Annotated in this window: 20 protein-coding genes and 1 riboswitch; of the genes, 13 read left to right on the forward strand and 7 right to left on the reverse strand. The window is 62.5% G+C overall.

The features are described 5' to 3' along the window. The first annotated feature begins 61 nt into the window (after positions 1-61). The 7 genes from AACQ95_RS18090 (at position 62) to AACQ95_RS18120 (ending at position 7,019) form a co-directional block, all read left to right on the forward strand. The gene (locus AACQ95_RS18090) at positions 62-943 is read left to right on the forward strand and encodes an ABC transporter ATP-binding protein (protein ID WP_103471354.1); all 882 of its coding nucleotides are present in this window, start codon (positions 62-64) and stop codon (positions 941-943) included. Between the two features lie 70 nt (positions 944-1,013). Further along, positions 1,014-2,027 (forward strand): ABC transporter permease, encoded by a 1,014-nt coding sequence (locus AACQ95_RS18095; protein WP_241279248.1) that lies wholly within the window; start codon positions 1,014-1,016, stop codon positions 2,025-2,027. Continuing rightward, positions 2,024-2,338: a DUF2845 domain-containing protein gene (locus AACQ95_RS18100; RefSeq protein WP_043134583.1), complete on the forward strand. Its 315-nt coding sequence runs from the start codon at positions 2,024-2,026 to the stop codon at positions 2,336-2,338. Before AACQ95_RS18095 ends, AACQ95_RS18100 begins: the two co-directional genes overlap by 4 nt. Before the next feature lie 437 nt (positions 2,339-2,775). Continuing rightward, the gene (locus tag AACQ95_RS18105; protein ID WP_043134584.1) at positions 2,776-3,795 is read left to right on the forward strand and encodes an amino acid ABC transporter substrate-binding protein; all 1,020 of its coding nucleotides are present in this window, start codon (positions 2,776-2,778) and stop codon (positions 3,793-3,795) included. Positions 3,796-3,863: 68 nt separating this feature from the next. Then, entirely contained in the window at positions 3,864-5,051 is a 1,188-nt protein-coding gene (locus AACQ95_RS18110) for an amino acid ABC transporter permease (protein ID WP_241279249.1), read from the forward strand. A gap of 9 nt (positions 5,052-5,060) precedes the next feature. Then, on the forward strand, positions 5,061-6,155 hold the full coding sequence (locus tag AACQ95_RS18115; RefSeq protein WP_043134586.1) for an amino acid ABC transporter permease: 1,095 nt from the start codon (positions 5,061-5,063) through the stop codon (positions 6,153-6,155). A 120-nt stretch (positions 6,156-6,275) separates the two neighbouring features. After that, a complete protein-coding gene (locus AACQ95_RS18120; RefSeq protein WP_043134587.1) occupies positions 6,276-7,019 on the forward strand; it encodes an amino acid ABC transporter ATP-binding protein in 744 nt (247 codons plus the stop codon). A gap of 108 nt (positions 7,020-7,127) precedes the next feature. Here the strand turns inward: AACQ95_RS18120 and AACQ95_RS18125 are convergent, their stop codons facing one another. Continuing rightward, positions 7,128-7,343, reverse strand: a complete 216-nt coding sequence (locus AACQ95_RS18125; protein ID WP_098984719.1) for a DUF1107 domain-containing protein — start codon at positions 7,341-7,343, stop codon at positions 7,128-7,130. A gap of 207 nt (positions 7,344-7,550) precedes the next feature. On the opposite strand from AACQ95_RS18125, the gene yfcD reads away from it, so the two are divergent. Next, the gene (gene yfcD, locus AACQ95_RS18130; RefSeq protein WP_172955396.1) at positions 7,551-8,033 is read left to right on the forward strand and encodes an NUDIX hydrolase YfcD; all 483 of its coding nucleotides are present in this window, start codon (positions 7,551-7,553) and stop codon (positions 8,031-8,033) included. Between the two features lie 66 nt (positions 8,034-8,099). Here the strand turns inward: yfcD and AACQ95_RS18135 are convergent, their stop codons facing one another. Next, entirely contained in the window at positions 8,100-9,026 is a 927-nt protein-coding gene (locus AACQ95_RS18135) for a phenylacetate--CoA ligase family protein (RefSeq protein WP_043134591.1), read from the reverse strand. A gap of 125 nt (positions 9,027-9,151) precedes the next feature. On the opposite strand from AACQ95_RS18135, the gene AACQ95_RS18140 reads away from it, so the two are divergent. Both AACQ95_RS18140 and AACQ95_RS18145 read left to right on the forward strand, forming a co-directional pair. Then, a complete protein-coding gene (locus AACQ95_RS18140) occupies positions 9,152-9,625 on the forward strand; it encodes a peroxiredoxin (RefSeq protein ID WP_098984717.1) in 474 nt (157 codons plus the stop codon). Positions 9,626-9,750: 125 nt separating this feature from the next. Further along, positions 9,751-10,719 (forward strand): calcium/sodium antiporter, encoded by a 969-nt coding sequence (locus AACQ95_RS18145; RefSeq protein ID WP_241279250.1) that lies wholly within the window; start codon positions 9,751-9,753, stop codon positions 10,717-10,719. 70 nt (positions 10,720-10,789) lie between these two features. Here AACQ95_RS18145 and AACQ95_RS18150 read toward each other — a convergent pair whose 3' ends face one another. Beyond that, positions 10,790-11,941, reverse strand: a complete 1,152-nt coding sequence (locus AACQ95_RS18150; RefSeq protein ID WP_043134595.1) for a type III PLP-dependent enzyme — start codon at positions 11,939-11,941, stop codon at positions 10,790-10,792. A gap of 508 nt (positions 11,942-12,449) precedes the next feature. Next, positions 12,450-12,565, forward strand: a riboswitch (glycine riboswitch). Positions 12,566-12,815: 250 nt separating this feature from the next. Here AACQ95_RS18150 and AACQ95_RS18155 point away from each other — a divergent pair. Beyond that, on the forward strand, positions 12,816-14,192 hold the full coding sequence (locus AACQ95_RS18155; protein WP_241279251.1) for an alanine/glycine:cation symporter family protein: 1,377 nt from the start codon (positions 12,816-12,818) through the stop codon (positions 14,190-14,192). Between the two features lie 78 nt (positions 14,193-14,270). Here the strand turns inward: AACQ95_RS18155 and AACQ95_RS18160 are convergent, their stop codons facing one another. Further along, entirely contained in the window at positions 14,271-14,987 is a 717-nt protein-coding gene (locus AACQ95_RS18160) for a lipoyl protein ligase domain-containing protein (RefSeq protein ID WP_241279252.1), read from the reverse strand. A gap of 88 nt (positions 14,988-15,075) precedes the next feature. Next, positions 15,076-16,473: a nucleobase:cation symporter-2 family protein gene (locus tag AACQ95_RS18165; protein ID WP_241279253.1), complete on the reverse strand. Its 1,398-nt coding sequence runs from the start codon at positions 16,471-16,473 to the stop codon at positions 15,076-15,078. 246 nt (positions 16,474-16,719) lie between these two features. Here AACQ95_RS18165 and AACQ95_RS18170 point away from each other — a divergent pair, with 246 nt between their 5' ends. Continuing rightward, on the forward strand, positions 16,720-17,859 hold the full coding sequence (locus tag AACQ95_RS18170) for a GGDEF domain-containing protein (RefSeq protein ID WP_241279254.1): 1,140 nt from the start codon (positions 16,720-16,722) through the stop codon (positions 17,857-17,859). A gap of 34 nt (positions 17,860-17,893) precedes the next feature. Here the strand turns inward: AACQ95_RS18170 and AACQ95_RS18175 are convergent, their stop codons facing one another. Together AACQ95_RS18175 and AACQ95_RS18180 are read right to left on the reverse strand one after the other, a co-directional pair. Beyond that, a complete protein-coding gene (locus AACQ95_RS18175) occupies positions 17,894-18,142 on the reverse strand; it encodes a DUF2498 family protein (protein WP_241279255.1) in 249 nt (82 codons plus the stop codon). A 150-nt stretch (positions 18,143-18,292) separates the two neighbouring features. Beyond that, a complete protein-coding gene (locus AACQ95_RS18180) occupies positions 18,293-19,672 on the reverse strand; it encodes an MATE family efflux transporter (RefSeq protein ID WP_241279256.1) in 1,380 nt (459 codons plus the stop codon). Between the two features lie 120 nt (positions 19,673-19,792). Between AACQ95_RS18180 and AACQ95_RS18185 the strand changes: the two genes are divergently transcribed. Continuing rightward, complete coding sequence (locus AACQ95_RS18185) at positions 19,793-20,650, forward strand: helix-turn-helix transcriptional regulator (protein WP_241279257.1); 858 nt, start codon at positions 19,793-19,795, stop codon at positions 20,648-20,650. Positions 20,651-20,691 lie beyond the last annotated feature (41 nt).

Consider the following 20,691-nt stretch of genomic DNA (forward strand, 5'->3'; position numbering starts at 1 on the left):
CTTTGCGGGGGATTTGGATATAGTCAGGGCTTGGCGTTCCCGGTCACTCTGGAAAACACGCATGGCTGCCATCATAGAAGTCATTGATCTCATCAAGCACTTTCCCGGCGTCAAGGCGGTGGACGGGCTCAGCTTCGCCATTCCCGCCGGTTGCTGTTTCGGCCTGCTCGGCCCGAACGGAGCAGGCAAGACCACCACCATAGAGCTGCTGGAGGGGATCCTGACCCCGGACCGCGGCCAGATCCTGTTTCACGGCGCCCCCCGCGGCCCCGATTACCGCTCCCGCATCGGCATCCAGTTTCAGCACACGGCGCTGCAGGATTTTCTGACGGTGCGCGATACCCTGCGCCTGTTTGCCAGCCTCTATCCCAATCCCTTGCCTCAGGCGCAGCTCATCGAACTGTGCGCCCTTGGCGAGTTCATCGACAGAGACAGCCGCAAGCTCTCCGGCGGCCAGCGTCAGCGCCTGCTGCTGGCGCTGGCCCTGCTCGGCGACCCCGAGCTGCTGTTTCTGGATGAGCCTACCACTGGGCTGGATCCCCAGGCGCGCCACCACTTCTGGCAGCGCATCGAGGCGATCAAGGCCCAGGGCAAGACGGTGGTGCTCACCACCCATTACATGGACGAGGCGCAGCAACTGTGCGATCGCATCGCCATCGTCGATCACGGCCATCTGCTCAGTCTGGATACCCCGGCCGCCCTGCTGGCCCGCCACTTCGATGGGGTGCTGGTGCGTCTGCCGGATCATCCGGTCCTCGCCAGCCTGGGCTATCCGCTCTTGCCTCACGGTGATCAGGTTGAGCTGACGTGCCCAGATGTGGCGCTCCTGTTGCCGCAACTGCTGAACCTGGGGGTGCCGCTGACCGGCATGCAGGTGCGATCCCCCAACCTGGAAGATCTCTTCTTGCACCTGACCGGCCATAGCCTGAGGAGTGGCGCATGAACGCAGTCATGACGTGCCGTGTCGCGGCGCGCTGCTATCCGCGTGCCTTGCGGTGGCCGAGGAGCGGAACATGAAGGGGGCCAGCAAGCGGATCGGTGCGCTCTTTTATGCCCGCAACCTGGAGTTTGTGCGCGACAGGGCGGCCCTGGTGTGGAACCTGGCCTTCCCGCTGCTGCTGGTGGTAGGTTTCTCCCTCATCTTCTCCGGCCCGCCCAAGCCGCTGGTGCAGATGGGCGTGGTAGGTGAACTGCCCGTGACCTACGCCCCCCTGAAGGCCATTCCGCTGCTCAAGCTCATCCCCTATGACGACGAGCGCAAGGGTCAGCTCAAGGTACGCCATCATCAGCTGGATCTGCTGCTCTCGCCCGGATCGGACCGTTACTGGGTCAACCCGGACGCCGGTCAGGGCGCCATGGCCGAATACCTGTTGCGCCAGGCGATCTCCCGGCCGCTGGTGAAGGAGACCCTGAGCGGGCAGGCGATCCGCTACGGGGACTGGCTGCTGCCCGGGGTGATCGGCATGAACCTGATGTTTTCCGGCCTGTTCGGCGTCGGCTTCGTCATAGTCCGCTATCGCAAGAACGGTGTGCTCAAGCGGCTGAGGGCCACGCCGCTCTCTGCCGCCGAGTTTCTCTGCGCCCAGTTGCTGTCGCGTATTGTGATCACCCTGGTGGTGAGCCTGCTGGTGTTTCTGGTAGCGTACTGGCTGCTTGGCGTGCCCCTGCTCGGCTCCGGCTGGTTGCTGCTGCTGATCGCCCTGGCGGGCGGGGCGGCCATGGCGTCGCTGGGCTTGCTCATCGCCGCCCGCATCCAGAACGAGGAGCTGGCGAGCGGCCTGCTCAACGTCATCAGCATGCCCATGATGTTCCTCTCCGGGGTCTGGTTCTCGCTGGAAGGGGCGCCGGTCTGGCTGCAACAGCTGGCGGCCTGGCTGCCACTCAGCCAGATCATCACGGCGGCCCGCGCCGTCATGCTGGAGGGAGCCGGCTGGGCTGAGGTGGCCGCGCCGCTGGGCTGGATCCTGTTGTTTACCCTCTGTTGTCTCACCCTGGGCAGTGCCCTGTTTAAATGGAATAGCCAATGAAGCGACATCTGAATCTGGGGGCCGTCCTGGCCCTGCTGTTACTGAGCATACCGGCTAGCGCCGATGCGATGCGTTGCAAGAATGCCCTCATCACCGAAGGGGACAGTACCGCCGAGATGCTGCTCAAGTGTGGTGAGCCCATGTTGCGCGAGGAGCTCAGCCGCAACGAGGAGAACCAGTTTGGCAATCTGGTGCAGGTCAAATATGGCGAGCGCTGGACCTACAACTTCGGCAAGAACGAGTTCATGCGCTTCGTCACGGTGCGCAACGGCATAGTCACCGACATCGAGAATGGCCCGCGCGGCGAATGAATCCGCTTGTCCCCTCAGGTTTTCACCCCTTGTTCGACCGGTCAGGGGCGCTTCGATGAAGGGGGTCTGGCCGTGATGCCAGCGCCAGGATCGGGCTGTCCAGGAGCGGGCAGCCCGATCAAAACCCGATATTAATGAAATAGTTAACAACCTATACGCTGCCCCATGCTTGTGCAGGCCCATTTTGCCTAAAAAATAATCCACCCGGTATGGGCGGGTCATTTCAGTATGCTATTTTGTCGATAAGGGTCTATTTTTTATTCATAAGGTGTATATCGACCCATTCAAACATTTTGTGCTGCTGCACCAGAAACGGGCTTGGTTGCACCGATTGACAGGTTTTTGGCTGGCTGGATAAGCTGCGAAAAAGCAGGAAAAGCTGTGGCATCTTGCAGGGTTTGGGTGCCAATTTGAATCAAACCACAGGGAAGAGTGACATGAAGCAGATACACAAGGCGGGTATGGTGATAGTGCTGTCGCTGGCGGCAGCGAATGCCTGGGCAGACGGCACCCTGGATGCGGTCAAGAAGAAGGGGTTCGTGCAGTGCGGGGTCGGCGATGGGCTGCCCGGTTTCTCCAACCCGGATGCCAAGGGCACCTGGACGGGTCTGGACGTGGACGTCTGCCGCGCCGTGGCTGCCGCCGTGCTGGGGGATGCCGGCAAGGTCAAATATGTCTCTCTCACCGCCAAGGAGCGCTTCACCGCCTTGCAATCGGGGGAAGTGGATCTGCTGTCGCGCAACACCACCTGGACTTTGACCCGGGACGGTTCGCTTGGCCTGACCTTCGCCGGGGTGAACTACTACGACGGCCAGGGCTTCCTGGTCAACAAGTCCCTCGGGGTCAAGAGCGCCAAGGAGCTGGATGGTGCCGCGGTCTGCATCCAGTCAGGTACCACGACCGAGCTCAATCTGGCGGACTATTTCCGTGCCAACGGCGGCATGAAATATACCCCTGTGGTGTTCGATACCTCGGATCAGACCGTCAAGGGGTTCGAAGCGGGTCGCTGCGACGTGCTGACCTCGGATCAGTCCCAGCTCTACTCTCTCAAGATCAAGCTGACCAAACCGGATGAGGCCGTGGTGCTGCCTGAAGTCATCTCCAAGGAGCCGCTGGGCCCGGCGGTGCGGCAGGGGGATGATCAGTGGTTCAAGGTGGTGCGCTGGAGTCTCTACGCCATGCTCAATGCCGAGGAAGCTGGCGTGACCAGCGCCAATGTGGACGAGATGCTCAAATCCACCAATCCGGACATACGCCGTCTGCTGGGGCTGGAAGAGCCCAAGGGCAGTGTGCTGGGGCTGGATGACAAGTGGGCCTACAACATAGTCAAGCAGGTCGGCAACTATGGCGAGTCGTTCGATCGCAACGTGGGGAGCGGTTCGCCCCTCAAGATAGATCGCGGCATCAACGCACTCTGGAACAAGGGTGGCCTGATGTACGCCCCCCCTATTCGCTGAGTCAATGATCGCCCGGGGGGCCTGGCCCCCCATTTTCCCCTTGCCCTGGCTTTGTCGGAGTCATCCTCATGGCGCTGCACGCATCAAACCACAGGAAGGAACAGGGCCGCTGGTGGTATGACGCCAAGGTGCGGGCGCTGATCTTCCAGTGCCTGACCATAGCGGCCGTTATGGCGTTCCTGTTCTACATCATCAACAATGCCCTGACCAATCTGGCGACCCGTGGCATCACCACAGGCTTCGATTTTCTGGGCAACACGGCCGGGTTCGGCATACTGCAGAGCCTGATCCCCTACGACGAAACCTATACCTTCGGCCGCACCTTCGTGGTCGGCCTGCTCAATACCCTGCTGGTGTCGATGCTCGGCATTCTGTTTGCCACCCTGCTCGGCTTCGTGCTCGGGATCGCTCGCCTGTCGAGTAACTGGCTGGTGGCCAAGATTGCCACCGTCTATATCGAAACCTTTCGCAATATTCCGCTGCTGCTGCAGATCTTCTTCTGGTACTTCTCTGTGCTGCGCACCCTGCCATCGCCGCACCAGAGTGTGGAGCTGGGTGAGCTTGCCTTCCTCAATGTGCGCGGTCTTTATCTCCCCAGGCCCCTGTTCGAGGACGGCTTCGGCTATGTGTTGTGGGCCCTGCTGCTGGCCTTGTTGCTGAGCTGGGGTCTGCGGCGCTGGTCGCGTCGGCGCCAGGAGTTGATCGGCAAGATATTCCCGGTCTGGCGCTGCTCGGCAGGGCTGGTGATCCTGCTGCCCTGCATTACCTTCCTGCTGGCGGGGAGTCCGCTCTCCTGGAGCATACCTGTCCTGCAGGGGTTCAACTTCCGGGGCGGATTGACAGTGCTGCCGGAACTGGCGGCCCTGCTGCTGGCGCTGACCATCTACACGGCGGCCTTCATCGCCGAGATAGTGCGCTCCGGCATTCTGGCCATCAGCAAGGGCCAGACGGAGGCTGCGTCCGCGCTGGGGTTGTCAGCCAGCAAGACCCTGCGGCTGGTGGTCATTCCACAGGCGATGCGGGTCATCATTCCGCCGCTGACCAGTCAGTACCTGAACCTCACCAAGAACTCCTCGCTGGCCACCGCCATCGGCTATCCGGATCTGGTCTCTGTGTTCATGGGCACCACCCTCAACCAGACAGGGCAGGCCATCGAGGTGATCGCCATGACCATGGGCGTCTATCTCATCATCAGCATCTCGACGTCAGTCCTGATGAACATCTACAACCGCAGAATGACGCTGGTCGAGCGCTAGGGAGTCGCCATGTTCGTGAACGAGTTGCAAGAAGCGCTGCCGCCGCCCAACCGCCGCCGGGGCGTCCTCGCCTGGCTCAGGCAGAACCTGTTCCCCAACTGGTGGAACGGCCTGCTGACCCTGGTGCTGGCCTATCTGTTGCTGCCGGCTCTCTGGTCGGCGTTGGACTGGGCGCTGTTCTCGGCCAGCTGGCAGGGGAGCAGCCGCGCCGACTGCGTGCAGGGCGGTGCTTGCTGGATCTTCATCGAGAGCCGGCTGGGGCAGTATCTCTACGGTTTCTACCCCGGGGATCAGTATTGGCGCATCAACCTGGCCTTCGTCGGGCTGGCCGTACTGCTGGCCTTGCTGATCTGGCCGCGCACCCCGCGCAAGGGCTGGTTGGCGCTCTTTACCCTGCTGGTGTTTCCCGTCATCGCCTTCCTGCTGATCCACGGCGGGGCCGGTCTCGAGGTGGTGGAAACCAACCGCTGGGGCGGCTTGATGCTGACCCTGGTGCTGGCGGTGGTGGGCATAGCGGTCGCCCTGCCATTCGGCATCCTGCTGGCGCTGGGGCGTCGCTCCCACATGCCGGTCATCGCCAGCCTCTCCACCGTCTATATCGAGTTCTGGCGCGCCGTGCCGCTCATTACCGTGCTCTTCATGGCGTCCGTCATGCTGCCGCTGTTCATGACCAGCGAGGTGGAGCTGGACAAGCTGCTGAGGGCGCTCATCGGCATCATATTATTCCAGGCCGCCTATGTGGCGGAGGTGGTGCGAGGGGGGCTGCAGGCGATCCCCAAGGGGCAGTACGAGGCGGGTGAGGCGCTGGGACTCTCCTACTGGAAGGTGATGGGCCTCATCATCATGCCGCAGGCCCTCAAGATCACCATTCCCTCCCTGGTGAATACCTTTATCTCCTTGTTCAAGGACACCAGTCTGGTGCTGATCATAGGCCTGTTCGATCTGCTCGCCATCTCCAAGGTGGCGCTGGCGGATCCGGCCTGGCTGGGCTTTTCCACCGAGGCTTATGTGTTTATTGCCATGATCTTCTGGATGTTCTGTTTCGGCATGTCCCGTTACTCCATCTATCTGGAGCACAAGCTCAACACGGGTCACAAGCATTAGGAGTGGTTTCAAGATGACAACGGATACCCTGGCGGCACTCAAGGACGCCAATCACCCGCAGCATGACGCCTTGCCTATGCTGCAGATGGAACAACCACCCATAGCGGGAGTGACTTCAAAATGACAATGGATCCTGTGGTTGCCCTCAAGGACGTCAACAAATGGTACGGCGATTTTCACGTGCTGCGTAACATCAACCTGCAGGTCGGCAAGGGGGAGAAGATAGTCATCTGCGGCCCTTCCGGTTCGGGCAAGTCCACCATGATCCGCTGTATCAACCGGCTGGAGGAGCACCAGAGCGGTGACATCCTGGTCAAGGGCACGGCGCTCACCTCGGATCTCAAGAACATAGAGATGGTGCGCAAAGAGGTGGGCATGGTGTTCCAGCACTTCAACCTCTTCCCCCACCTGACTGTGCTGGAGAACTGTTGCCTGGCGCCCATCTGGGTCAAACAGCTGCCACGCAGGGAAGCCGAGGAGATCGCCATGACCTTCCTGCGCCGGGTCAGGATCCCGGAGCAGGCCCTCAAGTACCCGGGTCAGCTCTCCGGCGGCCAGCAGCAGCGGGTGGCCATAGCCCGCAGCCTCTGCATGAACCCTCAGGTCATGCTGTTTGACGAGCCGACCTCGGCGCTGGATCCCGAAATGGTGCGCGAGGTGCTGGATGTGATGGTGGAGCTGGCCCATGAGGGCATGACAATGCTCTGCGTCACCCACGAGATGGGGTTTGCCAAGCAGGTGGCGGATCGGGTGATCTTCATGGACCGCGGCCAGATCATTGAGGAGAACGTGCCGGATCAGTTCTTCGACCATCCCCAGTCGGAGCGCACCAAGCTGTTCCTCTCCCAGATCCTGCAGCATTGAGTACAGACCCGGCGTGATAATGTCCGATAAAAAATGGCCCGCACGCTCGGTGAGCGGCGGGCAAAGACGTGTATGGAAGCAGACTACAAACAGAAAGGACTATGGAAGTTACCCCAACAGCAGGTTGACGTGACGCAGGCCGCGAACCTCCAGATTGATCTGCCGGGCCAGACTCAGGGTCTGACGGCAGGTCAGGCTCTCCAGATTGATCTCTCCGCCGCTGAATTCGAACCGCCCCAGCGCCTCCACCATGAAGCTGCCGTGATGGAAGCTCTTGATGTGGCGGGCAATCTGGCGGGGAGACAAGTTCTTGAACACCTTCATCACAAAACACCTGTTGCTTGGACAGGGCACACTATGCCGTCGCCGGATGACACTGATGTGACAGTTGGTGGAGGTTTGTATGAATCCTTAATTCGGCATCGCCGCATGGGAAAATCTGCTGGTACGGGTTGAAAAAGTGCTGCCATGACAAGCCCTTGCCCCGATATACTGCGGGCAGTTGAACGACATGAGCGAAAGGGCCTGCACGTGGAATGGGTGGATGTGGTGGATGCGGATAACCGGGTGATCGGCGTTGCCGAGCGGGCCAGGGTGCGGCGGGAGAACCTCTGTCACCGGGCAAGCTATATCCTGGTGCTCGACGAGGAGGAGCGCATCCTGGTGCAGCGTCGCACCCTCAGCAAGGATTTCTGCCCCGGCATGCTGGATGCCTGCGCCGGCGGCGTGGTGACCACGGGCGAGCAGATGGAACCCGCTGCCCGCCGCGAGCTGGCCGAGGAGCTGGGCATTCAGGGCATTCCCCTGCAGGACTTAGGGTCCTTTTATGCCGAGGGGGAAGGCTACCGGGTCTGGGGTGGCCTCTACAGCTGTCATTATCAGGGGCCGCTGCGCTTGCAGGCCGAAGAGGTGAGCGAGGTGCACTGGATGAGCCAGGCCGAGATCGCCGCCCGCGCCGCCGAATTCACCCCAGACTCCCTGCTCGCCATCGCCACCTGGCAGGCGAGACGCTGACACTTCTCAGATGTTCTCCTCGCCAGAGACAAGACGGGCAGCCTGATGGCTGCCCGTTTTGCATTGTCACACCAGCTTGAGGCGCCGGTTGGTGCGCCCGCACGAACTGGCCCCCGCCAGCCAATGACCCTGCCATTCGGTGACGAGGCGCAGCAGGGGATACTCCAGATCGAGCCGGGTCACCACCAGCTGGCCGACGGTGTCGCCTATGACGGGCTCTGCGCTGGCGAGATCGATGATCTCTATGATGCAGCTCTCGTTGACGATGAAGCCGTGACCGGGCTGGCTCTCGTAGGCGATCACCCCCACATCCTGCAACAGCAGACAGTTGAGCGCCCGTATGCCGTGAACGGCCTGCAGCGGCGCCGTGTCGGGGTGAGAGGCTTCACACAGCAGGGCGCAGTGCAGGCTGTCGCTCGGGATCCCGGCCAGCTCCGCCGCCTCCAGCAGATCCAGCAGCGCCGCCAGCGGCCCGACAAAGCCGGTCGGCTGGTAGCGTTGCAGCGCCTCCAGCTGGCGCCGGGTATCGTGGGGGCCGCAAGGTACCACGGGTGCCCCCAGCTGGCGGGCACCGTTGTCGAAGATGAAGGCGGTGGGACTGATGTGGTAGTCGTGGCCGTTGAGCAGTACCTCCCCGGCCTTGAAACCGGCGGCAAACAGAGCCCGTGTCGCCCCCCACCAGTCGGCGCCCGCATATTCGGGAATGGCCAGCTGGCCCGGGCAGGCGAAGACCCGTAGCGCCTGGCTGGCGGGGCGGCCGGTGAGACCGGCGAAGGGAGGATGGGCCTGCTGGGCGGCAAACAGCTCGGCGGCGTCGAGCAGGGGCAGTGTGGTCAGCTCGCCCAGATCCTGCAGGCGACGCTGGCGATAGGCGCTGGAGTAACCGGCGCAATACTGGCTGACATGGGTGAGCAGGTGATTGAGTTGATCCAGTTGTTGCTGCTCTCGCAAGGCGGAGGGGCGAATTTCCAGTCCATCGTAATAGTTCTGCATGAGGCCTCCTTGGTCGGCTGATCCTGCTCAAGGTTAGTTCAAATGGCGGCGCTGATGGGGGTGTGTTTCGCAGGCATGGGCTGGGGTAGACTGTCGCTCCCTACCTCTACCACGGACGAGAGATCATGATAGCGATTGGCCAATCCCTGCCTTTGGGCGAATTCACCTTCATCACCCAGGAAGGCAAGCAGGTGCAGGATAGCCAGGCCCTGTTTGCGGGCAAGAAGGTGGTGCTGTTTGCCGTGCCGGGCGCCTTTACCCCCACCTGCTCCAACGCCCACCTGCCCGGTTATGTGGTGCTGGCCGACCAGTTCAGGGCCAAGGGCGTCGATGCCCTCTATTGTCTGTCGGTCAACGATGCCTTCGTGATGAAGGCCTGGCAGACGGCCCAGAATGCTGACGCCATCACTATGCTGGCCGATGGCGACGGTAGCTGGACCCGGGCGCTTGGCCTTGCCAAGGAGACGGGGGCCTTCGGCGGTATCCGCGCCCAGCGCTTTGCCCTCATCGCCAACGATGGCGTGGTCGAGCAGCTGTTCGTGGAGGCGCCGGGCAAGTTCGAGGTCTCGGATGCCGGGAGCCTGCTGGCGGCGCTGTAAAATATCAATCGGCGTTTGATTTTCCCTTGAAATGGGAAGTCGGCCCGCTACACTGGGCCCACTTCTGGACAGAGCCAGGCACAGTGCCTGGCTCTGTCGTTTGCAGGCGATGGGATGGAGACGTTATGACCCTGGCTGTTGTTGCCCTGATTGCCGGACTGGCGCTGCTGGTCTGGAGTGCGGATAAATTTGTGGACGGCGCCGCCGCGACCGCCCGTTATGCCGGCATGCCGCCGCTGCTGATCGGCATGGTCATCATCGGCTTTGGCACCTCGGCCCCCGAGATGGTGGTCTCCGCGCTGGCGGCTTCCCAGGGCAACCCCGGGCTCGCGCTCGGCAACGCCTATGGCTCCAACATCACCAACATCGCCTTGATCCTGGGTCTGACCGCCCTGATCAGCCCTATCGCTGTGGCCTCCCAGGTGGTGCGCAAGGAGATCCCGATCCTGCTCGGCATCACCCTGCTCTCCGGCGCCTTGCTGCTCGATGGTCGGCTCGATGGCACGGATGCCCTGATCCTGGGGGCTACCTTTCTGGGATTGATGGGCTGGTCCATCTGGGCCGGCATGAGGGGCAAGGGGGATGCGCTCGACACGGACACCGAGGATGACATCAGCAGCGAAGGCATGTCCCTCAAGCGCGCCATCCTCTGGCTCATCGTCGGCCTGGTGCTGCTGATCGGCGCCTCCCGCCTGCTGGTGTGGGGCGCAGTGACCATAGCCCAGGCACTCGGCATCAGCGATCTGGTGATTGGTCTCACCATAGTGGCTGTCGGCACTTCGCTGCCTGAGCTCGCCTCGTCCCTCATCGCCATTCGCAAGAATGAGCACGATCTGGCCCTTGGCAACGTGCTCGGCTCCAACCTGTTCAATACCCTGGCGGTGGTGGGGATAGCCGCGGGCATACACCCGCTCGATGTGGCGCCCGAGGTGCTCAGCCGTGACTGGAGCATCATGATGGGGCTGACCCTGTTGCTGCTGGTGATGTGTCTGGGCCGCAAGGGGCAGGGGCGGATCAACCGGCTGGAAGGGAGCCTGCTGCTCGCCTGCTTCGTGGCCTACACAGGCTGGCTGCTGGCCAGTCAGTTTATCTGACCGATACGGGTGAAATGAAAGAGGGGAAGCTTGGGCTTCCCCTCTTTGTTATCTGCGTCGCCTTGGCGCGTCAGGCGACCGCCACCAGCTTCTGCCCTTGTTGGCTGCTGTCCAGAATGAGGATGCTCGCCTTGGGGAAGAAGTTGAAAGTCGAGGCCGAGGCCCAGGTGTAGGCTCCCATCACCCGGCCCACTACCAGCTCGCCGATGGCGAGATCCGGCAGCATTATGCCCTCGCGGATCACGTCCACGCTGTCGCAGGTGGGGCCGGAGAGCACAGAGTTGTGCAGCTCGCCACGGGCCAGCGGCGTGCTCACCGGGTAGGTGACGTGGTCATAGAGCTGGCCGTTGTAGCTGCCGTAGAGACCGTCATCCAGGTAGTACCAGATCTTGTCACCACGGTGGGCCTTGCCCATCACGCTGGAGACTGAGGTCATGGCCGGTGCGCTGATGAAGCGGCCCGGCTCGGCAATCTTTTGCACCGTGGCTGGCAGCTTGGCCAGCGCCTCGCGGATCGGGGCGCAGAAGCCGTCTATGTCGAACTCGCCCCCCTCATAATCCACCGGGAAACCGCCGCCGATATCCAGCACCCAGGGCTTGAGCCCCAGCTCCCAGGCCTGCTCCATGATCTCGCGGCAGGCATCGATGGCCTGCACATGGCGACGGGCGTGGGGCACCTGGGAGCCGACGTGGAACGACAGCCCCATCACCTTGATGCCCTTGGCGTGGGCCAGTTGCAACAGCGGCAGCGCCTGCTCCGGGGTGCAGCCGAACTTTTTGGAGAGGTCGACCTTGGTCTCCGGGTTCGGGAAGCTGACCCGCAGCAGCAGCTTGACTTCGTCCTTGTAGGGAATGAACTTTTCCAGCTCCAGCGGGTTGTCGTAGACAAACACTGTGCAGCCGAACTCGAGCGCATAGCGGATGTCGCTGTCGCGCTTGATGGGATGGGTATGAATACAGCGTCCCGGGCGAACCCCCTGGCTGCGCACCAGATCCACTTCGCCATTGGTGGCCAGATCGAAACAGGCCCCCTCTTCCTTCAAGACAGAGACCACTGCCTCGTGGGGCAGGGGTTTGAGTGCATAGTGCAATCGCACATCGGGCAGGGCGGCCGCCAGGGCCCGATACTGTTTGCGGACGGCTGCCTTGTCGAGCAGCAGCAGGGGGGAGCCGAATTGTTCAACCAGCTGACGGTAGTCTTGTGCGATCAGGGTCTCGTTCATTCTCTTTTGAAAGTCCTTAGGGGGCAGATTTGCCCTAGCCTTGGTTTGTTGAGACGGCAGCGGCCGGCTCAGGCGAGTGGTCCGGAGGGACCAACCAGACACAATGCATAACTCCATCGCAAAGTGCTTAGTTATGCGCGGGATTATCGGCCTATTGCGTTTCTGTGCAAGCATTTTGATTGGATATGTTGGCAAGTTTTTCTGGTCGAGACGAAAGATCATCTTGATATGCGGCCTGGTGGCGCAGCCTTATCGAGGGTCGCCCAACATGGCGTCGTTAAGCTATTGATAGTTAACGAACAAATAACATATCTCCCCGTGGTGGCCGAGGCGGGAAAAAAGTGGCGCAGCGGGTCGGCCGAGTGGGAGACAGCTCACATTTTTTGGATTAACATGCCCGCTTCCTAATCCAAACTAGTTCGGATGAAGGTAGCAGGAGAGCGATGGGGGACCATCCACCGAAGAAGTGAATCTTTCAGGTACCGGGCAACCGGTGTGGACTGCTACTGGACGATACTCTGGAGAGACCCGTTGAATCGGGCGCCGAAGGAGCAAGGCACCATGACGACCCGCAAGGGCAGGCTGGCGCCGGAAACTCTCAGGCAAAAGGACAGAGGGGATGGGATGGTTGTACCTGAGCTTGGAACTGTTCACTCTCTGTCACGAGAGGTCGTCAGCAAGGTAAAGAGCAGCGCAGGAACCTGAGCGTATAGATATACGTGAGGATTCCTGGCAGCACATGAGCCTTGATCACGGCCTCGCAGCAAGAGCGTGAACAAATTCTTGGCCTGCATCCGATCGCCTCTGGCCGATCGCGACACCTATGGGAAGATCATCCTTCTCCTCCTTAATTTTTGTTTTTTAAGGAGGATGCATGTCATCAATTCAATCGGCGTTAACCGCCATCGATAGCTTTATCTGGGGTCCGCCCCTGCTTGCCCTGCTGGTCGGGACAGGTTTCTATCTCACCCTGCGTCTGGGTCTGCTTCAGGTCGTACGCTTGCCGCTCGCCCTCAGGCTGGTGTTTGGCCGCGATCAGGGACAAGGCAAGCAGGGGGATGTCTCCAGCTTCGGCGCGCTCTGCACCGCGCTCTCCGCCACCATAGGCACCGGCAACATAGTCGGGGTCGCCACCGCCATCAAGCTCGGCGGCCCGGGTGCCCTGTTCTGGATGTGGATGGCGGCCCTGTTCGGCATGGCCACCAAGTACGCCGAGTGCCTGCTGGCGGTCAAATACCGCGAGCAGGATGCCAACGGCCAGATGGCGGGCGGCCCCATGTACTATCTGGAGAAGGGGCTCGGCTCCAAGCCGCTGGCCAAGCTGTTCGCCCTGTTCGGCATAGGGGTGGCCTTCTTCGGCATCGGTACCTTCCCCCAGGTCAACGCCATCTCAGACGCCATGAGCCTCTCCTTCTCTGTGCCCCGCGAGGCAACCGCCGTGGTGCTGACCCTGATAGTGGCGCTGGTGACCCTGGGGGGCATCCAGTCCATCTCCAGCGTGTCGAGCAAGGTGGTGCCCTTCATGGCCATCTTCTACATACTCGCCTGTGGCGGTGTGCTGGTGAACAACGCCGGCGCCCTGCCCGAGGCGATGGGGCTGGTGATAGGCAGCGCCTTTACCGGCCACGCCGCGACCGGCGGCTTCGTCGGCGCCGGCATCATGCTGGCCATTCAGTCCGGGGTGGCGCGCGGGGTCTTCTCCAACGAGTCAGGGCTGGGCTCTGCCCCCATAGCGGCGGCGGCGGCCAAGACGGATTCCTGCGTGGAGCAGGGGCTGGTTTCCATGACGGGCACCTTCATCGACACCATCATCATCTGCACCATGACGGGCCTGACCCTGGTGGTGACAGGGGTGTGGAGCGGGGACTTGAGCGGCGCCGCCATGACCAGCCAGGCCTTTGCCCAGGGGCTGGATGCTCACATAGGCCAGTATCTGGTGAGCATAGGGCTGCTGTTCTTCGCCTTCACCACCATCCTCGGCTGGAACTACTACGGCGAGCGCTGCACCGAGTACCTGTTCGGGGTCAAGGCGATCAAGCCCTATCGCCTCATCTATCTGGTGCTGGTGGCGAGCGGCGCCTTCCTCCATCTGGACATGATTTGGCTGCTGGCCGATATCGTCAACGGTCTGATGGCGGTGCCGAACCTTATCGGCCTCATCGGTCTGCGCCACGTGGTGATCGCCGAGACCCGGGCCTATTTCAGCCGGGATCTGGATGGCGAAGCCGAGCCGGAGCCGCAGACGGCCTGACCTTATCCGCGTTGAAAAAAGCAAAGCCACGACTGCTGTCGTGGCTTTTTTTATGGTGCGTCAGGCTCTCATCCTTGCTCAGAGGGAGGGCATCTGACTCTCAGTCAGCAGTCGCGCCAGCCGCCCTCGCACGCTATCCACCAGGGCCTCCTCACTCCCCTGCCAATGGATCTGTTGTGCCAGCGTGGTGGAGGTGCCGGGTGCAAAACGCAACTCCCCGCCCGCCAGCTCGTAGAAACGGCTCGCCATCCGGGTGCCCTCGTCCACATCCCCCGCCACCAGCAGCATGGCCTGCGCCAGCACGGCGCCGTGGTGATCCTGGCCCGGTGCCAGCCAGCGCTGGGCTGTGCCAGTGATCTTGCGACCCCCGATCACCAGATTGTACTGGCCGTCGCAGAAGGAGCCGGGCACGAAGTCATAGTTTCCCTCAAGGCCGAACTCCGCCAGCAGGGTCAGCAGGGGGGCGCCCAGCAGATGGTAGTAGTGGCCAAGATCCGTGGTGGTGCGGGGCAGCATGAGCGACAGATTGAGGATGCCGGCGCCGTGGGGCACGGCTGTGCCGCCGCTGTCGCGCACATAAACCGGCCAGCCTTCGGCGGCAAGCTGCTCGCAGGCCGCCTGATAGCGTGGCAGGCGCACGTCCTTGCGGGTAACGATAAGGCATTGGGGCGCCTGCCAGAGGTGGGCGCTGGGCTGGCCGTCACGGGCACACTCCCGCAGCCAGCGTTGCTCTTGCGCCAGTATCTGTGCGGGGGAATTGGTGTCGGGGAGGGGAGAGAGCAGGGTATAGGGCATGACGGCATCCTTGGAAAAAGGCTGCCCAGCACACTACCCGCGGCGGGGGTGGAGGTAAAGCCCCGCATGGCGGGGCTTCGGGGACTGACTAGGCGTGGGTCTGGCCGCGCTTGGGCAGCAGCAGGTTCATGACGATGGCGGTGAGGCCGCCGGTGGCGACGCCGTAGGAGAGCACGCTTCGGGCCAGGTCCGGCAGGTGTTGCAGCACTTCCGGCACCTGGGCGACCCCCAGTCCCATGGCCAGCGACACCGCCAGTATCATGAGGGCACGCCTGTCCAGCTCCTCGCGGGAGATGATGCGCACCCCGGCCGCGGCGATTGTGCCGAACATGACTATGGTGGCACCGCCCAGCACGGGCTCGGGTATTTGCTGCACCAGGCTCGCGACCGCCGGGAACAGGCCGAGCAGGGCCAGCATGGCGGCGATGAAGAGGCCTACGTGGCGGCTGGCCACCCCGGTCAGCTGGATGACGCCGTTGTTCTGGGCGAAGGTGGACATGGGGAAGGTGGAGAAGAGCGCCGCCAGCATGGAGTTGGCGCCGTCGGCCAGCACGCCGCCCTTGATCCGCGCCATGTAGACGGGCCCTTCCAGCGGCTCGCCCGAGATGTCCGAGGTGGCGGTCATGTCGCCGATGGCTTCCAGCGCCGTCACCACGAAGATGATGGCGAGCGGCACGAACAGCTGCCAGTCAAAGCCGAGGCCGTAGTGCAGGGGAATGGGCACCATCACCAGAGGACCGTCGAAGGTGGGGGCCGTGACCTTGCCCAGCAGCAGTGCCACGGCATAGCCCGCCAGCATGGCGATCATGATGGCGGAGAGGCGCAGCCAGGGGTTGCGGCTGCGTTGCAGCAGCACGATAAGGCCGAGCACCAGCAGGGAGAGGAAGAGGTTGCTGTGGCTGGCGAAGCTGCCATCCGAGAGGGCGGCATAGCCACCCCCCATGCTGATGAGGCCCACCTTGATCAGGGTCAGACCTATCAGCAGCACCACTATGCCGGTCACCAGCGGGGTGATCACCCGTTTGACCAGATGCAGGAAGCGGCTCATCACCACCATGGTGAGGGCGGCCACCAGCATGGTGCCGAACAGGGTGCCCAGCAGATCCTCGGTGGGCATGGCGGCCTGCTTGAGGGCTAGGCCGGAGGCTATGATGGGACCGAGGAAGTTGAAGCTGGTGCCCTGCACCGACAGCAAGCCGGAGCCGATGGGGCCGAAGCGGCGGGTCTGGATGAAGGAGGCGATGCCGGACATGACCAGCGACATGGAGACGATATAGCGGGTGTCGGCGGCAGGGAGGCCGAGGGCATTGGCGATGATGAGGGGCGGGGTAATGATGGCGACAAACATGGCGAGCATATGCTGCAGGGCGGCGAACAGGGTCTGGGGCAGGGGCGGGACATCGTCAATGCCGTAGACCAGTTCGCTGTGGGCTCGCCTGGGAGGATGGGCCTCTGGGGTTGCGCGGACGGCGGCAGCCTGTTCCATAAATACCTCGAATGTGTGGGGGAGGGGGGAGAAAATTGGGCGCTATTTTAGTGATTGAGATCGGGCTGACCAGCGCTAATTCGGGCTGAAACCGGTTTATTTTTCCATGGGTTGAAACGTTTGCGCGTGGCGATTATGATCCGCCGGTTTGTGTGACGGCGCTCGCCCTGAAATGGCGCCGGTTGCATAGGATTTTGAGCCCGTGCGGCGTAGAATGAGCCCTCTGTCGCGATTTGGAGGCTCTGGATGCTGAAGTTGTCGGAGTTCTGGAGTGCCCGTGCCCACTCCGAAGATTTTACCCTGACCCGCATGGGCTTCATGACGGTGCGTCTGCGCCTGCTCACCTGCCTGCTGATGGCGGGACTGCCCGCCTGGGCCCTGGTGGACTGGCTGACCCTGCCCTCCGCCCAGTTCGATGAACTGCTTCAGGCCAGGATCTTCTGCCTGCTGGCCCTCTCTCCGCTCATCCCCTTCTCCTATCTCATCCATTTCAGGCGCGAGCGCATGAAGCTGGCGCTGGGCTATCTGATGGCGGTGATGATGCTGTTCTCCCTCATCTGCCTGCACAGTTTCGGCGCGGATCAGGAGCTGCAGGCGGGCTACATGGCCTTCCCCTATCTGCTCATCAGCCTGTTTGCCATCTTCCCCATTCCACTCTCCCTCGGCCTGCAACTGGCGGGGGGCATCCTGGTCACCATGCTGGCGGGCAACTGGCTCCTGGTGGGGCAACCGCTCTGGAGCGTGCAGACCCTCAACCAGATCTGGCTGCTGGCGCTGTTTGCCCTGGCCAGCAGCTGGGTGCAGTGCGGTCAGCTCAACATGCTGCTGCAGCTCTACCGGGAGTCCACCACGGACGAGTTGACCGGCATGATGAACCGCCGCCTGCTGATGAAGCGGCTGGAGAAGGCCAGGATGAACATGATCCGCAAGCAGGCGCCCTTTGCCGTGCTGTTGCTGGATCTGGATCGCTTCAAGCGCATCAACGACACCTTCGGCCATCTGGCGGGGGATGCGGTACTCAAGGAGGTGGCGGCGACCCTGGCGGAGCAGCTGGAGCCTGGCATGGTGCTGGGACGTTATGGTGGCGAGGAGTTTGCCATCCTGCTGCCCAACTGCGACGATCTGATCCAGGCGAAGCGGGTGGCGGAGCGGCTGCGGGTGGCGGTGGAGGCGCGGCTGGTGAAGAGCCCTACCTCGGATGAGCTGCTGGAGGTGACTGTGAGTATCGGCCTGACCCTGGCTCAGCGCGGCGAGGGAGTCGAGGATCTGCTCAATCGGGCGGACGAGTGCCTCTACATGGCCAAGATGGCCGGGCGCAACTGCGTGGTGGGGGAGCTGGCCGGCAAGCCGGCAGTACCGGCCGCCATACAGACAGATGCCGCCTGAGGGCGGCATCTGTTGGTCACGGGCAAGGGAGGGATCAGCTCAGCTGGTACTTGCCGGAGAGCTGCTGGGCCAGCAGCTTGAACATGTTGAACACCGCCATTGTCTTGCCGGTCGGGGTGCCGTCTTCGGCCAGGAAGAACTCCCCCTTGAACACCAGAATATCCCCCTTCTGCTCCACCGAGTCGGCGCGCATGCCGTGGATGAAGTCTTCGTGGCTCGTGATGATGCCGTTGGCCATCTCCAGCAGGGCAGCCTCGGTGATCAGCTCTTTTTGTGGTTGCATGCTCGTCTCCTGAAACGACTAGGGGACAGGGGCATTGGACACTTGCACATGGCGGCGCCCTGTCTCTGATTGAAGAGGGGGGCAGCATACTGCAAACGGGGATTTTCTGTCATTGATATGACCCCGCATTTTGCCGCTTCCTGCGTCCCCTTATCCTATCACCAGATTTCTGAGCCAGCGGCGCTGGCGGATCCTGCGCTGCACCAGCAGCACCTTGCACAGCTCCTCCAGCAGCACCACGGCCACCACCCAGGAGAGAGGCCAGCCGAGCAGGCTGACCGCCACCCAGGCGAGCGGCAGGCCGATACACCACATGGCGATGATGTCGATGAAGATGCTGTAGTTCACGTCGCCGCCGGAGCGCAGCACCCCGATAATCCCCACCATGTTGAACACCTTGAGCAGCATGCCCAGACACATGATGGCGAGCACCTGACCCGCCTCTCCCATCAGCTCACCCGGCAGGTTGCCGACCCACTGCAGCAGCTGGGTCTGCATCAGCCAGACCGCAATCCCCACCAGCAGGGCGCCGATGGGCGCCAGCAGCAGGAACAGCTGGGAGTGCTGCCAGGCTATGTCGTACTCCTCGGCCCCGAGCCGGTGGCCGAGCAGGGTGGAGCAGGCCACCGCCAGCCCGAAGAAGAGGGAGATGAGGATGCTCTCGAGCGTCCCCAGCGTGGTCATGATGGCCAGCGAATCCGTGCCCAGATGGGCGTAGAGAAAGCCGTAGAGCAGCATGCCGAAGGCCCAGAGCCCGTCGTGGAACAAGAGCGGCAGGGCGATCAGGGTGAAGCGCACCACCTCCTTGCGCCGGAAGGCGTCCCACCAGTCCTGTCTGCGCGGGATGAGGCGGGGTTCCTGCCGCCACACATAGGCAAGCAGCAGCGCCGTCTGCAGCAGCCGTGAAATCGTGGTGCCCCAGGCCGAGCCCGCGACCCCCATGGCCTCGAAGCCGAAATTGCCGAAGATGAGGGCATAGTTGAGGATGACGTTGGCTATGATGGCCATGATGCCGATCCGGGTGGGCGCCGCCGCGTTGCCCACCGAACGCAGCGCCGCCTCCAGCGGCACGACTATGGCAGTGCAGAGGATGGTAGCGCCTGTGATCATCAGAAACTGGTCGGCGAGGGCGCGCAACTCGGGTTCCTGGCTGGCAAAGCCGAGCACGCTGCCCGGCGCGAGCAGATAGATGAGGGCAAACGGCAGGCTCACCAGCAGGGCCCCCACCAGCGCCAGCGCCAGGGCGCGGCGCACCCCGGCCAGCTCGCCGCGCCCGTAATATTGCGCCGCCAACACAGAGACCCCGCCCGAGAGTCCCGCTATCACCAGCAGATTGAAGAAGAAGACCCGGTTACCCAAGCCGACCGCCGCCACAGCCGTGGTGCCAAGCTGGCTCACCATCATGATGTCGATGAGGCCGAGCAGGGAGAACATCATGGATTGCAGCGAGACCGGCAGGGCCAGCCGCCACAGTCGCGTCATGAACTCACGATCGGTGGTTTGTTTTAAAATCGCTTGCCAATAATTCATTTATGTTAACCGGGTATGTGAAAAGCAAGGTTTGTCATGGGTATGATAGGGGCAGTGGCGAGCGGCTTCACTGTGAGCCCCTCTCTGCTTTCTTGTTCAAAACTATCCTGTTGAGGCGTTATGGCATTTGTCAGCGAGTGTCTGGAAATAGCCCCGGCCTGCGAGGAGCGGATGCTGGGCCGTGAGGGACTGCCCCTGCTCGGCGAGGCGGGCATCTTTCTGACCGGCCTTTCGAACATCCACGATCACTATCTCATTCGTCGCAACCGGCCCGAGTTTCACATCCTGATGGTGAGTCACGACGAGGGGGGCGCCCTGCTGACCGACGAGGGGGAGCAGCCCATCCCGGCCGGCTCGCTCATCTTCCTGCCCGCCGCCGTGCCGGGTGGCCTGCGGCTCATTGGCGAGCGCTGGCAGACCAGCTGGATCCTGCTGGACGACGTGCCGCGCTGGCACCATCTGCACCGGCTCGGCCACCGCATCTGGCAGGGGGAGGAGGGGGATCAGCTCTATCACCTGCTCAGCCTGATGCAGGGAGAGGGAGTGCGTTCGCCCCTGCAACCCCAGCTGCTCAGCCTGTTGCTGGCGCTGCTTGAGCGAACCCTGCAAGGGGAGGTGCGCGGTACTCCTGAGCTGAGGTTGCAGGCGCTGTTTCGGCGGGTGGAGGCACGCCTCGACGAGCCCTGGAGCGTGGCGCTGCTGGCCCGGCAGATGGCCTGCTCCGTGCCCCATCTGCATCGGCTCTGCCAGCAGGTGTTCGGCATGGGGCCCATGGCCTGGCTCACCGGGCTTCGGATGAACAAGGCGCGTCAGCTGCTGCTCTACACCAACTGGCCGCTCGGCGAGCTGGCCAGCCGGGTCGGCTACAGCGATGGCGCCAACTTTGCCAACCGCTTTCGCCGCCTCACTGGTCAGACCCCCGGGGCCTTTCGTCGCCAGGGTCGCAAACCTTTTGCAACGGATGTGCAAACTCTTTGAAATTAATGGCGCAAGCCCATAGGATCGGCGGGTTCCTTTGT

It is taken from the genome of Aeromonas sp. MR19 (assembly GCF_963899305.1).
GTDB lineage: Bacteria > Pseudomonadota > Gammaproteobacteria > Enterobacterales > Aeromonadaceae > Aeromonas > Aeromonas bestiarum.